The organism is Streptomyces sp. NPDC002817, assembly GCF_053592055.1.
This window is the reverse complement of sequence record NZ_JBSFUY010000020.1, coordinates 139,098-152,806: the sequence shown is the minus strand read 5'-3', so window position 1 is coordinate 152,806 and position 13,709 is coordinate 139,098. Positions and strand designations below refer to the sequence as shown.

Annotated in this window: 13 protein-coding genes; 7 read left to right on the top strand and 6 right to left on the bottom strand. The window is 72.9% G+C overall.

Features of this window, described 5'->3' with window-relative positions:
- The first annotated feature begins 100 nt into the window (after positions 1–100).
- The 5 genes from ACWD3I_RS31445 to ACWD3I_RS31425 are packed head-to-tail and all read left to right on the top strand — an operon-like array spanning position 101 to position 4,485.
- Complete coding sequence (locus ACWD3I_RS31445) at positions 101–1,396, top strand: MFS transporter (RefSeq protein WP_365405871.1); 1,296 nt, start codon at positions 101–103, stop codon at positions 1,394–1,396.
- Positions 1,393–2,214, top strand: a complete 822-nt coding sequence (locus ACWD3I_RS31440) for a putative hydro-lyase (RefSeq protein ID WP_365405868.1) — start codon at positions 1,393–1,395, stop codon at positions 2,212–2,214. Before ACWD3I_RS31445 ends, ACWD3I_RS31440 begins: the two co-directional genes overlap by 4 nt.
- A 32-nt stretch (positions 2,215–2,246) precedes the next feature.
- A complete protein-coding gene (locus ACWD3I_RS31435) occupies positions 2,247–3,005 on the top strand; it encodes a LamB/YcsF family protein (RefSeq protein ID WP_365405865.1) in 759 nt (252 codons plus the stop codon).
- Positions 3,002–3,619, top strand: a complete 618-nt coding sequence (locus ACWD3I_RS31430; protein WP_365405862.1) for a 5-oxoprolinase subunit B family protein — start codon at positions 3,002–3,004, stop codon at positions 3,617–3,619. Before ACWD3I_RS31435 ends, ACWD3I_RS31430 begins: the two co-directional genes overlap by 4 nt.
- Entirely contained in the window at positions 3,616–4,485 is an 870-nt protein-coding gene (locus tag ACWD3I_RS31425; protein WP_365405859.1) for a 5-oxoprolinase subunit C family protein, read from the top strand. The genes ACWD3I_RS31430 and ACWD3I_RS31425 overlap by 4 nt, the downstream gene beginning before the upstream one ends.
- A gap of 66 nt (positions 4,486–4,551) precedes the next feature.
- On the opposite strand, the gene ACWD3I_RS31420 is transcribed toward ACWD3I_RS31425, so the two are convergent.
- The 5 genes from ACWD3I_RS31420 to ACWD3I_RS31400 all read right to left on the bottom strand — a co-directional run bounded on the left by ACWD3I_RS31420 (position 4,552) and on the right by ACWD3I_RS31400 (position 9,963).
- Positions 4,552–5,394 (bottom strand): SGNH/GDSL hydrolase family protein, encoded by an 843-nt coding sequence (locus ACWD3I_RS31420; RefSeq protein ID WP_365405856.1) that lies wholly within the window; start codon positions 5,392–5,394, stop codon positions 4,552–4,554.
- Positions 5,391–6,563: a glycosyltransferase gene (locus ACWD3I_RS31415; RefSeq protein WP_365405853.1), complete on the bottom strand. Its 1,173-nt coding sequence runs from the start codon at positions 6,561–6,563 to the stop codon at positions 5,391–5,393. Before ACWD3I_RS31415 ends, ACWD3I_RS31420 begins: the two co-directional genes overlap by 4 nt.
- Positions 6,560–7,693, bottom strand: a complete 1,134-nt coding sequence (locus ACWD3I_RS31410; protein WP_365405851.1) for a glycosyltransferase family 4 protein — start codon at positions 7,691–7,693, stop codon at positions 6,560–6,562. Before ACWD3I_RS31410 ends, ACWD3I_RS31415 begins: the two co-directional genes overlap by 4 nt.
- Before the next feature lie 158 nt (positions 7,694–7,851).
- Positions 7,852–9,270 (bottom strand): HEAT repeat domain-containing protein, encoded by a 1,419-nt coding sequence (locus ACWD3I_RS31405; RefSeq protein WP_365405848.1) that lies wholly within the window; start codon positions 9,268–9,270, stop codon positions 7,852–7,854.
- A gap of 300 nt (positions 9,271–9,570) precedes the next feature.
- The gene (locus ACWD3I_RS31400) at positions 9,571–9,963 is read right to left on the bottom strand and encodes an ankyrin repeat domain-containing protein (RefSeq protein WP_361487446.1); all 393 of its coding nucleotides are present in this window, start codon (positions 9,961–9,963) and stop codon (positions 9,571–9,573) included.
- Positions 9,964–10,225: 262 nt separating this feature from the next.
- Between ACWD3I_RS31400 and ACWD3I_RS31395 the strand changes: the two genes are divergently transcribed.
- The gene (locus ACWD3I_RS31395; RefSeq protein WP_046262076.1) at positions 10,226–10,420 is read left to right on the top strand and encodes a hypothetical protein; all 195 of its coding nucleotides are present in this window, start codon (positions 10,226–10,228) and stop codon (positions 10,418–10,420) included.
- A 40-nt stretch (positions 10,421–10,460) separates the two neighbouring features.
- Positions 10,461–12,017, top strand: a complete 1,557-nt coding sequence (locus ACWD3I_RS31390; protein ID WP_365405844.1) for an ATP-binding cassette domain-containing protein — start codon at positions 10,461–10,463, stop codon at positions 12,015–12,017.
- Between the two features lie 102 nt (positions 12,018–12,119).
- Here the strand turns inward: ACWD3I_RS31390 and ACWD3I_RS31385 are convergent, their stop codons facing one another.
- Positions 12,120–13,619 carry an SCO1417 family MocR-like transcription factor gene (locus ACWD3I_RS31385; RefSeq protein ID WP_365405842.1) on the bottom strand — a complete coding sequence of 500 codons (1,500 nt, stop codon included), beginning with the start codon at positions 13,617–13,619 and terminating at the stop codon, positions 12,120–12,122.
- Positions 13,620–13,709 lie beyond the last annotated feature (90 nt).

Sequence of the window (13,709 nt, the reverse complement as noted above, 5' to 3'; positions counted from 1 at the left end):
AAACAACACGGGTATTGAAGGATCGTTGAACGATCCTCTACCTTGCTGCTCACCGCACGGCTCAATCCCGCACCCTCCGTCCTCCCACTGCGAGGTGCACATGAGCACGACTCCCCCGCCACAGGCCATGACCGACCGGCCCACGACGACCGAACGCCCCGCCGACGACGGGGCGTTGGGCTGGTTCCGCGCCCTCGGTCCGCGCGGCCGCCGCGCCTTCGCCGGCGCGTTCGGCGGCTATGCCCTCGACTCCTACGACTACTTCACGCTCCCGCTGAGCATGGTCGCGCTGGCCGCGTACTTCGGCCTGGACAGCGGCCAGACCGGCCTCTTCACCACCGTCACGCTGCTGGCCTCCGGGCTCGGCGGCGCCCTCGCGGGCGTGCTGGCCGACCGCGTCGGCCGGGTCCGGGCCCTGATGATCACGGTGATCACCTACGCGGTCTTCACCGTGGCCTGCGGCTTCGCGCCGAACTTCGAGTCACTGCTGGTCTTCCGTGCGCTGCAGGGGATCGGCTTCGGCGGCGAGTGGGCGGTCGGCGCGATCCTGGTCGCCGAGTACGCGAGCGCGAAACACCGGGGCCGCACACTCGGCGCGATCCAGAGCTCGTGGGCCGTCGGCTGGGGCCTGGCGGTGATCGTGTACACGCTGGTCTTCTCGGTCTTCGACGACGACGTGGCCTGGCGCGTGATGTTCTGGACGGGCGCGCTGCCCGCGCTGCTCGTCGTCTGGATGCGACGGCGGGTGCAGGACGCGCCCGAGGCCATCGCGGTCCGCGAGAAGAGCGCCGGGCAGACTTCCTTCACGGCGATCTTCAAGCCCGGCCTGCTGCGTACGACGATCTTCGCGGGCCTGCTCTCCACCGGTGTCCAGGGCGGCTACTACACCCTCGCCACCTGGGTTCCGACGTATCTGAAGAGCGATCGCGGACTGTCGGTCGTCGGCACCGGCGGATACCTCACGTTCCTGATCTCCGGCGCCTTCCTCGGCTATCTCACCGGCGGCTACCTCACCGACCGTCTCGGCCGCCGCCGCAACATCTGGCTCTTCGCGCTCCTGTCGGCCGTCTGCATCCTGGCGTACGGCAACATCCCGGAGGGCTCCAACACCCTGCTCCTCGTGCTCGGCTTCCCGCTCGGGTTCTGCATGTCGGCGATCTTCAGCGGTTTCGGGTCGTTCCTGGCCGAGCTGTACCCGACGGCGGTGCGCGGCACGGGACAGGGCTTCACGTACAACGCCGGGCGCGCGGTGGGCGCCGTCTTCCCGACCACGGTCGGCTTCCTGGCCGACAGCTGGGGTGTGGGTGGCGCGCTGGTCTTCGGCGCGATCGGCTACGGCATCGCCGCGCTGGCGCTCTTCGGCCTGCCGGAGACCCGCGGGAAGGAGCTGGTGTGAACCGCACGGAGGACCGCCCCCTGACCCTCGTCGACGAGCACGCGCACGCGTGGAGCCCGCGCAACGCCCGGATGCGCTTCCGCGCGGGCCTGACCGGCCCCACCTCCGGGGTCTCGGCGGGCCACACCCAGGTCAACCTGATCTCGGTGCCCGCGGACTGGGCGTACGACATGCTGCTGTTCTGCCAGCGCAATCCGAAGCCGTGTCCGGTGCTCGACGTCACGGACGCCGGTTCCCCCACGACCGTCCTGGCCGACGGTGCCGACCTGCGCACCGATCTGCCGCGCTACCGGGTGTGGCAGGACGGCGAGCTGGTGGACGAGCCGACCGATGTGCGTGCGCACTGGCGTGACGACCTGGTGTCGTTCCTGATCGGCTGCAGCTTCACCTTCGAGTGGGCCTTGACCGAGGCCGGCGTCCCGATCCGTCATCTGGAGCAGGGCCGCAACGTCCCGATGTACGAGACCAGCTGGCAGTGCCGGCCGGCGGGACGGCTGCACGGCCCGATGGTGGTGTCGATGCGTCCCGTGCCGCCGGAGCACCTGTCGGCGGCGATCCGGGAGAGCAGTCTGCTCCCGGCGGTGCACGGCGGCCCCGTACACTGCGGCGACCCGTCGACCCTCGGCATCGATGACCTCGGTCGCCCCGACTTCGGGGACCCGGTGGACATCCAGCCGGACGACATCCCGGTGTTCTGGGCCTGTGGAGTGACCCCGCAGGCCGCGGTGACGGCCTCGCGCCCGCCGTTCGCCATCACCCACGCGCCCGGCCAGATGTTCCTCACGGACGCCCGCGACCAGCAGTACCGAGTGGCCTGAGAAGTGGCCTCGGAAGGAGACTCGGAAATTCCATGGCCTCGATCGATCTGAACGCCGACCTCGGCGAGGGCTTCGGCCGCTGGCAGCTCACCGACGACGAACAGCTGCTGTCCGTCGTCACGAGCGCCAACGTGGCCTGCGGGTTCCACGCCGGGGACGCGGCGACCATGCGGCGGGTGTGCGAGCAGGCGGCCGAGCGCGGCGTACGGATCGGCGCCCAGGTCTCCTACCGGGACCTGGCCGGATTCGGGCGGCGCGCGATGGACGTGCCGCCCGCCGAACTGGCGGCCGAGGTGGCGTACCAGATCGGTGCCCTGGAGGTCTTCGCGCGCGCGGCGGGCACACGCGTGTCGTACGTCAAGCCGCACGGCGCCCTCTACAACCGGGTCGTGCACGACGACGAGCAGGCCGGCGCGGTCGTCGACGGTGTGCTCCTCGCGGACGCGACCCTGCCCGTCCTCGGCCTGCCGGGCTCGCGTCTGCTGGAACTGGCCGCGAAGGCGGGCCTGCCTGCGGTCACGGAGGCGTTCGCGGACCGCGCGTACACCGATGGCGGCACGCTCGTGCCGCGCGGTGAGGAGGGCGCGGTCGTCACCGATCCGGACACCGTCGTGGAGCGGTCGGTGGGGCTGGCCCGGGACGGCGCGGTCACCGCGCACTCCGGTGCGCGCATCGAGGTGCGGGCCCGCTCGCTGTGCCTGCACGGGGACACCCCGGGCGCCGTGGAGCTGGCCCGCCGGGTCCGGGAGCGGCTGACGGCGTCGGGCGTCCTCGTGGCGGCCTTCGCATGAGGGCGCTGCCCGTCGGCGACGGCGCGCTGCTCGTCGAGGTCGCCTCGGGCGAGGAGGCGCAGTCGCTCCACGCGGAGCTGCTGCGCCGCCGCGCGGAGGGCTCCCTGACCGTGGCCGAGATCGTCCCCGCGGCCCGCACGGTCCTCCTGGACGGCCTGGCCGACCCGGCCCGGCTGGCCTCCGAACTGACCGCCTCCGCCGTACCGCCGTCTCCCCCACGCGCGCGTGACGCCGTCGAGCTCCCCGTGCGCTACGACGGTCCGGACCTGGCCGACGTGGCCGCGCACTGGGGCGTCGCACCGCACGAGGTGGCCCGCATCCACGCGGCCACCGAGTTCACCGTCGCGTTCTGCGGGTTCGCCCCCGGCTTCGGCTACCTCACCGGCCTTCCGCAGGAGTACGACGTCCCGCGCAGGGCGACCCCGCGCACGGCCGTCCCGCCCGGTTCGGTGGCGCTCGCGGGCCCGTACACGGGCGTGTACCCGCGTTCGTCGCCGGGTGGCTGGCAGCTGATCGGTACGACGGACACGGTTCTGTGGGACCACGCGCGCGTGCCGGCGGCGCTGCTGTCGCCGGGCACGCGCGTGAGGTTCGTGCCGGTGGGTACGGCATGACCGACCGCGCACTCGCCGTCGTACGGTCCGGGGCGCTGACCACCGTGCAGGACCTGGGCCGTCCGGGCCACGCCCACCTGGGCGTGCCCCGCTCGGGGGCGCTGGACGGCCCCGCCGCGGCCCTCGTCAACCGCCTGGTCGGCAACGCCCGGGACGCGGCCGTCCTGGAGACCACGCTCAACGGCTGTGCCGTACGCCCCCGTTCGGCGGTCCTCGTGGCCGTCGGCGGCGCCCCCTGCCCGGTGACGGTGGACGGCCGCCCGGTCGCCTGGGGCGCCCCGGTACCGGTGCCCGCGGGCGCCCTCCTGGACGTCGGCTCGGCCGTCGCCGGTCTGCGCACCTATGTGGCCGTCTCCGGCGGCATCACCGTCGACCCGGTCCTCGGCAGCCGCTCCACGGACCTCCTGTCGGGCCTAGGCCCACCCGCGCTCACGGACGGCGCGGTCCTCCCCCTGGGTGCCCCGACACACCTCCACGCACGCGTGGACGCCGCCCCGCAGCCGGCGCCCCCGGCGGAACTGGTCCTGCATGTGACGCGAGGCCCTCGCGACGACTGGTTCACACCGGAGGCGCTGCGCACCTTCACGTCCCGCACCTACCGGGTGTCCTCCGCGAGCAACCGCATCGGCCTGCGCACGGAGGGCCCTGCCCTGGAACGTGCGGTCCCGGGCGAACTCCCGAGCGAGGGCATGGTCCTGGGCGCGGTCCAGGTCCCACCGGACGGCCGCCCGGTCGTGTTCCTGGCGGATCACCCGACCACCGGCGGCTACCCGGTGATTGCGGTCGTCCGCACGGCAGACCTCCCGGCGGTTGCCCAAGCGGTACCAGGCACCCCGGTGCGCTTCTTGGAGGTACGCCGACGCTGACCCGCCCACGGGGCGCGGGGAACTGCGCGACCGACCCCCACGCACCCGCAGCCGACGACCGGCCTCTCACGGCGCCCTAGCTACGTCCGCCGACAACGCGGCCAATGCCGCCGACACCGCAGCCGACGCCCGCAGATCGAGCCGCACACTGGTCCCCCGGGCCCGATGCCCGACCTCGTCCGCCGCAAGCCTCAACAACTGCGGCAACAGATCGGTGCACCGCCGGGCCACCCATCCCGTACCCGCCGTGGCCAGCCACCACAGACTCGCCGACGTCGTGGGCACCGGAAACTCGGGCTCGGGCGAGGGCGCGCCCCCTGTCGCCAGCCCCGCCTCCGCCAGCAACGCGTGAAACCGCACGGCCAGTTGCCGATGCCCCCGCTCCCCCGGGTGGAGCCGATCCGCGCTCCACATCGCCCGATCCATGAGCCACGCCCCCTCGGCAGCGTGCAAGTGCACCGCCCCGTACCGCTCGGACAGCGCGTGCACCACCGTGTTGACCGCCCGTTGCCGTCGAGCCAGCGGCCGCGCCAACGCCCCCGGCAGCCCCAACATGGCGCCGGGGTCGGGCAGACACGCCGTGAGCACCACCGAACCCTGTGAGGCGAAGGCGGCGTACACGGCGTCGAGTCGCGAGGCCACTGCATGGATGTCGAAGGTGCAGCGAAGGGTGTCGTTGACGCCGACGACGACGGACACGACGTCCGGACGCAGCGCGAGCCCGGCGGGCAGCTGCCGTTCCAGCACGTCCCGCGTCTGCGACCCGCTGACCGCGAGGTTGGTGAACTCCACGCACTCGCCGATCCCGTCGGCGAGGAGCGCGGCCCAGCCGCGCCACCCCTCGCCGACGGGATCGCCGACGCCCTCGGTCAGCGAGTCACCCAGGGCGACGAACCGGACCGGTCTCATCGGACTCCCCCGGGCACCGTGACCGACGCGTCGTGCGCGGCGAGGAACGCCTCCACCGCCGTACGCCATCCGAAGCACTCCGCACGCGTGCGTGCGGCTTCCCGGCGCGCGGCGGAGGGCCGCTCCAGCAGCATCTCCACGGCGTCCGCGAAGGCACCCCCGTGGTCCGCCGCGACGGCCCCCGCGGAACCGATCACCTCGGGCAACGCCGAGGACGCGCTCGCCACGACCGGCGTCCCGCACGCCATCGCCTCCAGCGCGGCGAGTCCGAAGGTCTCGGCCGGTCCGGGCGCCAGGCACACGTCGGCGGAGGCCTGGAGCGCCCCGAGCAGCCCACGGTCGGAGACATGGCCGAGGAAGACGACCGGCAGCCCGCGCGCCCGCTGTTCGAGCCGCGCCCGCAGCGGTCCGTCCCCGGCCACCACCAGCACCGCCCGCCGCCGACGCCGTACGAGCGCCTCCAGGGCGTCCAGCGCCGTGCCGGGCCGTTTCTCCACGGAGAGCCGGGTGCACGTCACGAGCAGCGTCTCGTCCACCCGCGCGTACCGGGAACGCACCCCCGGGTCCCGCAGCGCGGGGTGCCGCTCCACCAGATCGACGCCCAGCGGCGCCCGTACGACGTTGCGCGCCCCGATGCGCACGAACTCCCGCTCGGCGAACTCGGTGGTGCACACGACGCGCGCGTACATGTGTGCCGTCCGGACGTTCAGGGCGTCCGCGGCTCGCCTGGCCGCGCCCTCCGGGACACCCCAGGTGCGCAGGACACCGTCGGCGGTCTCGTGGGAGACCATCACGGCGGGTACCCGGGCCCGCCGCGCCCACCTGCCGGTCCACCTGAGCGTCGTACGGTCGGAGACCTCCAGTCGGTCGGGGGCCAGTTCCTCCAGCAGCCGGGCCACCCGCCGCTTGTCGGCGAGCACCCGGTAGCCGCCGGTGCCGGGCAGCAGCGGGCCGGGCAGGGTGATCACGCGTCCCTGTTCGGTCTCGACGTCACTGACCCGCTCGCCCGGCACGACGAGCACGGACTCGTGTCCGGCCGCCCGGTATCCCTTGCCCAGCTCGCGCAGCGCTGTGCGCAGGCCTCCCGAGGCGGGCGCGACGAAGTTCGCGAGGCGGACGATCCGCAACGGGGCGGCACCAGCGCCACCGTCGATACGCGACACGCTCATGCCGCCACCGCCGTCCGCCGTGGGGCGAGCACGCTCGCGTAGTGGCCGATCAGCTGATCGCCGACGGCCGCCCAGGTGCGTCCCTCGACCATGGCGCGCGCGGCGCTGCCGTACGCGGCCCGCAGCCCGGGGTCGGCGGCCAGGGCCCACACGGCGTCCCGTACGGCGGCCGCGTCGCGTGGCGGGACCAGCAGGCCGGTGCGCCCGTGGGCGACCAGGTCCAGCGGGCCGCCGGCGGCGGGCGCGACGACGGGCACCCCGCTGGCCATGGCCTCCTGCACGGTCTGGCAGAAGGTCTCGAAGGGACCGGTGTGCGCGAAGACGTCGAACGAGGCGAAGATCCGGGCGAGTTCGTCGCCGGTCCGACGGCCGAGGAAGACCGCGCCAGGGAGCGCCTCCGCCAACCCGGTCTGACTCGGCCCGTCGCCCACGATGACGACCCGCACGCCCTCCAGGCCACACACACCGGCGAGCAGTTCGACCTGCTTCTCGGGGGCGAGCCGCCCGACGTAGCCGACGATCAGCTCACCGTTCGGGGCGAGTTCGCGGCGCAGCGCCTCGTCCCGGTGCTCGGGGCGGAAGCGGACGGTGTCCACGCCGCGCGGCCACAGCTTCACCCGGGGGACGCCGTGGGTCTCCAGGTCGTGCAGGGCGGCACTGGACGGGGCGAGGGTGAGGTTCGCGGCGGCGTGGACGGAGCGGATGCGGCGCCAGGCGGCCGCCTCACCCGCGTGCACATAGGTACGGGCGTATCCGGCGAGGTCGGTCTGGTAGACGGCCACGGCGGGGATGCCGAGCCGGGCGGCGGCGGCCATGCCGCGGACGCCGAGGACGAAGGGACTGGCCAGGTGGACGATGTCGGCGCGGTGCTCGGCGAGGGCCGCGGCGACGCGTCGGCTGGGGAGGGCGACGCGTACCTGGGGGTAGCCGGGGAGAGGGAGGGAGGGGACACGGACGACGGGGCAGGGCGCGAGGGTGTCCACGCCGGGCCCACTGCCGGCCGCGGTGGCCGGTGCGACGACGAGCGGAGAGTGACCGCGATCTACGAGGTGCCGGGCGGTCTGGAGCGCGCAGTGGGCCACGCCGTTCACATCGGGGGGAAAGGATTCGGTCACGATGACGACACGCATAAGGGTGTTGTCGCCGTGCTGGGCGTGCTCGCGTCAACGTCGATCTTTCCGGACGAGGAACGTCCCATGAGCGTTCCCTCGCACCCCCGTGCAGGTCAGGCCGTGTCCATGCGTGCCTGACCCGCGGGTCACCCCGAGTTCACCCTGAGGGCAGGCCTTCACATCATGGTGGCGTCCGGTCCGATCCGGCTGCGTACGGCTGTCTGGACCTCTGCTTCCTCGGCCGGATCGGCGGCGAGGCGGCGAAGCTGTTCGACGACCCTGGCGTCACCGGTCTCGGCGTGCCGGGCGGCGATCTCGCGGGTGGTCTCCTCGCAGTCCCAGAGGCATTCGACGGCGAAGCCGGTGGGGTAGGAGGGGTCGGTGGCGGCGAGGGCCCGGGCGGCCCGGCCGCGCAGATGGGAGGAGGCCGTCTCCCGGTAGATGTGGCGGAGCACGGGTGCGGCGCAGGCGATGCCGAGCCGTCCGGTGCCGTCGACGAGGGTCCACAGGGTCGGTGCGTCCGGCCCTTCGCCTCGTACGGCCTCACGCAGGGCCGCGAGAACCAGGTCCGTGTCCTGCATGCCGCCGCGGCAGGCGAGCATGCGTCCGGCGGCGGCGCCCAGCGGATCGGGCCGGTGGGCCCAGCCGCGGGCCCGGTCGACGGCGGCGACACTGCGCATACGTTCGAAGGCGTCGACGGCGGCCTCCACGACCGGCGCCGATCCGGTGACCACGGCCGCCTCGATCAGATCGAGGGCGTCCGGATCATTGCCGTCGGCGAGGTAGCGCAGCGCGGTGCTGCGGGCTCCCTCGGTGCCGTCCTTGGCGGCGGCAACGATCTCGGCCCGGTCCTCCGGGCCCGCGACGGCCATGAGGCAGCGGGCGGCCGGCACATGGCGCGCGGTGCCGCGTTCGATGCCCTGCTCGGCCCACTCGAAGACCGCCTGCACGCTCCACCCCGGACGGGGCCCGCTAGGTCGCATCTGACGTTGCCAGCGGTCGAAGCAGCCGGTCTCCTGGGCGGCACGCACGCGTGCGGCGATGGATTCGCGCGGATCCTCGGCCCACAGCCGCCACGGCCGTGGTTCGAAGGCATCGCGCACGGTGGCGGCCAGTTCGGCCTCGCCCTCGGCGTCGGTGCCGAAGCGGGCCAGCACGGGGGCGGCCAGGGCGCGCAGCCCGGCGTCGTCGTCCCTGAGAGCCAGTTCGTCCAGGGCCCAGGCCCAGTTGGTGCCCGAGGCCGCGTACCTGCGCAGCAGTTCGAGCGCGTCCCGCCTGCCGTAGGAGGCGAGGTGCCCGAGGACCGCCAGGGCGAGCCCGGTGCGGGACTCCTCGTCGTCCAAGTGGTCCTCGACGTCGAAGAGGTGGGCCTCGATCTCGTCCAGTTCGCCGTTCAGGTCGAGGTACAGACGGGCGTAGTAAAGGGAGCGGTTCTCCACCTGCCAGTCGTGGCGGGGGTCCCGCAGCACACAGTGGTTCAGAGCCGCGAGCGCCTCGGCGCGCGGTGCGGTGAGCGCGTGCAGTGTTCCGTCGCCGCGGCCCCTCTGGAGGAGGCCGAGCAGCGTACCGCTGGGCGCTATGACCGGTTCGAACATGGGAAACAGCCTCACATCAAGCGTCGACGCAACCGGGATCTTGCTTTACCTGGCCGCGTGACAACACGTCGGGGCGCCCGCCGTTTCCTGCTTGCTGTAGACCATCTTCCTCTGCCTCTCGTCGGTGGCCCATGCGGACCGCATCACGGCCCGCGCGGTGCGGCAACACCTGCCCAGCCATCGCGTCCGTGAATCACGACGTCATGATGACTCGGCACTTACATCTGCCGCGACCGAAATTTCGGCGGCCCTGTACCGCCTCCCCCGTTTTCCGTGTTTTTACTGGTCAGAACATCCGGATCAGTGTGCGCCGAACAAGTCGAGCAGTTCCGTCTTGGCGAACATCCGAGCGGTGTCGAGCGCCGACGGGGTCCCCGCGGCCGGGTCGGCACCGCTCTCCAGAAGAGCCTTGATGACTTCCGTCTCACCCTTGAAGACGGCCCCGGCGAGCGGGGTCTGGCCCCGGTCGTTGATCCGGTCGGCCTCGGCGCCCCGGGCGAGCAGCGCGCGGACCGCGTCGGCGTGGCCGTGATAGGCGGCGAGCATGACGAGGGAGTCGCCACGGTCGTTGGTGAGGTTGGCCGGAACACCCGCGTCGACATACGCCACGAGCGCCTCGGTCTGACCCCGGCGGGCCAGATCGAAGATCTTGGTCGCCAGCTCCACGACCTCGGGGTCGGGGGCTTCAGTCATCGGCCGGACCGCCTCTCATACAACCGTTCAGGTGAATCGCCAGGGTACTGGCTCGCGCCGCACATGACCCGATGTGCCGGAGGTAAAGATCACCACTGACCCGGTCGGACGCAAGTCCCCTGCTCATCCGGCCGAAGCCGACCCCGCCGAGCGAGTGAAATCAATAGAAATTCACCCAGTTGCACCTTTTATCGTATGGATACATCCTGTGATCCTGGAAGTACTCATGGTGACTGTCCCCACCTGAACCAGGAGCACTCACATGATCTTCTCCATCTCAGGCGTCGTGCTGCTCGGCATCGTCGTCTTCATCTTCTTCCGCAAGGACGGCCTCAAGGCGTCGCACGCCCTGGTCGCCGCCCTGTTCGGCTTCTACCTGGCAAGCACGGCCATCGCCCCCAGCATCAAGGCGGGCGGCGAGAGCCTCGCGAGCCTCCTCGGCGGCATCAAGTTCTGACGCCGTTCCTCCCGTCCGTACGCACCTCCAGGAGACAGCAGTGGTCCGGCGCCCCCTCCCCCGCATCCTGAGCACAGGCAGCGCGCAGATCGCCCGGAGCCGGGAGCTGGCCCGGACGGCGGCCGACAGCGCCACCGACGTCCTCCACCCGCTGATCACGATCACTCGCGGTCTGCGCCGGCTGGCTTCGGCCGGGCGGCGCAGGTGGGCCGACACCCCCAAGGACAAGCGCGGCCCGCTGCTTTTCCTGGTGGCGTCGGTGGTCCTGGTCGTGGCGCTCGTGCCGTACGGTCCGCTGCTCGCCGTCATCACCCTGATGGCGGCGGCGGCCTGGCAGGGCCGGGACCGCACCCCAGCGGCCCCGGAGGGCCCCGACGAGTCGCAGACCCAGCGTCTGCGGTCTCTGTACGAGGCCCTGGTGCCGTACTTCTCGACCGCCGAGGACCCTGATCCCCTCTTCACCCACGGCGGCGAGTGGGACAAGGCGTTCCCGGTGTACGAGTTCGACGAGACGGGGCGGATCACACAGCTCGTGATCCGCTACCCCGCGTACTTCACCGACGGCGAGGCCGACTCCCGCGCGCGGATCGAGCAGCTGCTGCACGCCAAGTCGGGCCGCGGCCGTGAGTACCGCTTCGCATGGGACGAGGAGGGCAACCAGCTCTCCGTCACCGTCCTGCCGCCGCTGCCGACCGACATCGCCGCCCAGCGTTTCGTCACGTCCCCCGGCGAGACGGTCCTCGGCTTCACCGATCCCACCGAGGTCCAGCGCACGCTCCCGCTCACCTACGGCGAGGAGCAGCGCGACGTACCCCCCGTCGTCTGGCGCACCGGCGTCCGCTCCACCGAGCCGCACCTGCTGGTCATGGGCCAGCCGGGCAGCGGTACCTCGACCCTGCTGCGCTCCATCGCGCTCCAGGCGCTCCTCCACGGCGACGTGGTGATCGTCGAGGGCGGCGGCACCGGTGAGTACGCCTGCCTCACCGGCCGGGACGGTGTCCTGGCGGTCGAGTGCGGGCTGACCGGGGCACTGGCGAGCCTGGAGTGGGCCGCCACCGAGACGGAGCGGCGCCTGATCGCCATGAACCAGGCGCGCCAGGCGGGCCACCAGCCACCGGACGACACGAAGCGTCCGCTGTGGATCCTCCTGGACCGCCCGAGCGCGTTCACGCACCTGGCCGCCTCCGACGGCCATCGCGATCCGCAGTCCCTCCTCCAGGTCCCCCTGCGGCACGGCCGGGCGGCGGGTGTCACCGTGGTCGTGGCCGACCAGTTCGACAGCGCGGACGCGCTGAGCGACGCGGTACGCCAGCACACACGCGCGCGTGTCGTCCTGGGCCCGGCGACGCCCGAGCAGCTGGCCGCGGTCCTGGGCGCTCCCCCGCGCACGACTCCGGCCGCCGACGTACCGCCCGGCCGTGGATACGCCCGCCTGGGCACGGGGCCCGTCCATCGCCTTCAGGTACCGGCGACGCCCGACCCGCACGACGAGGCGACGAGCGACACGGCCCGGCAGGCGGTGCTGGCGTTGCTGCCGCCGCGGACGACACCGGCGGATTCGGTCCCCGTGGAAGCGGTGGTCGCCGACGCGCCGTAGACGGTTGCGGTAGTCGTGCGGGTGCGTGAGGGCTGATCGCGGCCCGCGGCGGTAGCCGCGAATCGATACAGCCCCGCACCCCTCAGGTGGATCCGGTCGGCGTCATGCCACGAATGTGCGCGGCACTTCGCCGCCTCCGGTCCCCCCGCTCTCCACAACCCGAGCCGCGGCAGCCAGCCTCGCCGCCGCCTCCTCCGCCACCGCTCCCCCCACGGTGAACGGCAGCCGCACATACCCCTCGAAGGCGCCGTCCACCCCGAACCGGGGCCCGGACGGCACCCGAACTCCCACCCGCTCACCGGCCTCGGCGATCCGCGACCCGGACAGGCCCCCGGCGCGCACCCACAACGTCAGCCCACCCATGGGCACCTCGAACTCCCACGTCGGCAGTTCCCGGCGCACCGCCGCGACGAGGGCGTCCCGGTTCTCCCGTGCCTGTCCTCGCCGTACGTCCACGGCCTGCGCCCAGCCCCCCGTGCTGAACAGCCAGTTCACGGCCAGCTGTTCGACCACGGGCGTCCCTAGATCGGCGTACGCGCGTGCCGCGACCAGGCTGCGGATGATGTCCGGGGCCGCGCGGACCCATCCGATGCGCATGCCCGCCCAGAACGCCTTGCTGGCCGAGCCGACCGTGATCACCGTGGACCCTGCGGGATCGAACCCGCACACGGGTCGCGGCATCTCGACCCCCTCGTCCAGCCACAGCTCGCTCATCGTCTCGTCGGCGACCAGTACCGTCCCCGCCGACCGGGCCGCGTCCACCAGTTGGCGCCGCTGGTCGTCGTCGGCGAGGGCACCGGTCGGGTTGTGGAAGTCGGCGACGATGTACGCGAGCCGCGGCGCCGCGTCCCGCAGCACCTGCCGCCAGCGGTCCATGTCCCAGCCGGCCAGCCCCTCGGCCATCGCGACGGGCACGAGCCGCGCGCCGGCCTCACGCATCAGCTGGAGGATGTTGGCGTACGACGGCGACTCGACGGCGATGCGCTCGCCGCGGCCCCCGAAGAGATGGCAGATCGCGTCGATGGCGCCCATCGCCCCGGTTGTCACCATGATCTGCTCGGGCATCGTCGGGATCCCGCGCGCGGTGTACCGGTCGGCGATCATCGAGCGCAGCGCGGGCAGCCCCGCCGGGTAGTCGCCATGGGTGTGGGCGTACGGCGGCAGCTCCTCCAGGGCGCCCTGGACGGCACGGGTCAGCCACGGCTCGGGCGCGGGGAGCGCCGCACAGCCCAGGTCGATCACCGAGCCGAGCGCCTCGGGCGGCAGCGGCTCCAGGCCCCGCGCCGGCAGCGGGTTGCCGGCCGGAACGGCGGTCCAGCTGCCGGCCCCGCGCCGCGACTCCAGGAAACCCTCGGCGCGCAACGCCTCGTACGCCGCCGCCACCGTCGTACGACTGACGGACAGGGACAGGGCCAGCTCGCGTTCGGCGGGCAGCCGGGCGGCCACCGGGACACGGCCCTCGAGCACCAGCAGCCGGATGCCGTCGGCGAGCGCCCGGTAGGCGGGCGGGCGGCGCGTGCCGGGGCCCGCGGGGCGGTCCTGCTGGGAGTTGAGCAGCCGGGCGAGCTGCGCCGCTCCCACCGCCGAGGTCCACTGCGCCATGAGAATCAGTCCACCTTCCCCGAATTGGCCATGGATGATGCTTCCACCCAAGCCACAGGGTGTCATGCACCAGGCCACCACGACCACAGG

Excerpts from the sequence above, each read along its gene's own strand:
- ACWD3I_RS31445 (WP_365405871.1), top strand. The coding sequence starts at position 101 with ATGAGCACGACTCCCCCGCCACAGGCCATGACCGACCGGCCCACGACG.
- ACWD3I_RS31435 (WP_365405865.1), top strand. The coding sequence starts at position 2,247 with ATGGCCTCGATCGATCTGAACGCCGACCTCGGCGAGGGCTTCGGCCGC.
- ACWD3I_RS31430 (WP_365405862.1), top strand. The coding sequence starts at position 3,002 with ATGAGGGCGCTGCCCGTCGGCGACGGCGCGCTGCTCGTCGAGGTCGCC.
- ACWD3I_RS31425 (WP_365405859.1), top strand. The coding sequence starts at position 3,616 with ATGACCGACCGCGCACTCGCCGTCGTACGGTCCGGGGCGCTGACCACC.
- ACWD3I_RS31420 (WP_365405856.1), bottom strand. The coding sequence starts at position 5,394 with ATGAGACCGGTCCGGTTCGTCGCCCTGGGTGACTCGCTGACCGAGGGC.
- ACWD3I_RS31415 (WP_365405853.1), bottom strand. The coding sequence starts at position 6,563 with ATGAGCGTGTCGCGTATCGACGGTGGCGCTGGTGCCGCCCCGTTGCGG.
- ACWD3I_RS31410 (WP_365405851.1), bottom strand. The coding sequence starts at position 7,693 with ATGCGTGTCGTCATCGTGACCGAATCCTTTCCCCCCGATGTGAACGGC.
- ACWD3I_RS31405 (WP_365405848.1), bottom strand. The coding sequence starts at position 9,270 with ATGTTCGAACCGGTCATAGCGCCCAGCGGTACGCTGCTCGGCCTCCTC.
- ACWD3I_RS31400 (WP_361487446.1), bottom strand. The coding sequence starts at position 9,963 with ATGACTGAAGCCCCCGACCCCGAGGTCGTGGAGCTGGCGACCAAGATC.
- ACWD3I_RS31395 (WP_046262076.1), top strand. The coding sequence starts at position 10,226 with ATGATCTTCTCCATCTCAGGCGTCGTGCTGCTCGGCATCGTCGTCTTC.
- ACWD3I_RS31385 (WP_365405842.1), bottom strand. The coding sequence starts at position 13,619 with ATGGCGCAGTGGACCTCGGCGGTGGGAGCGGCGCAGCTCGCCCGGCTG.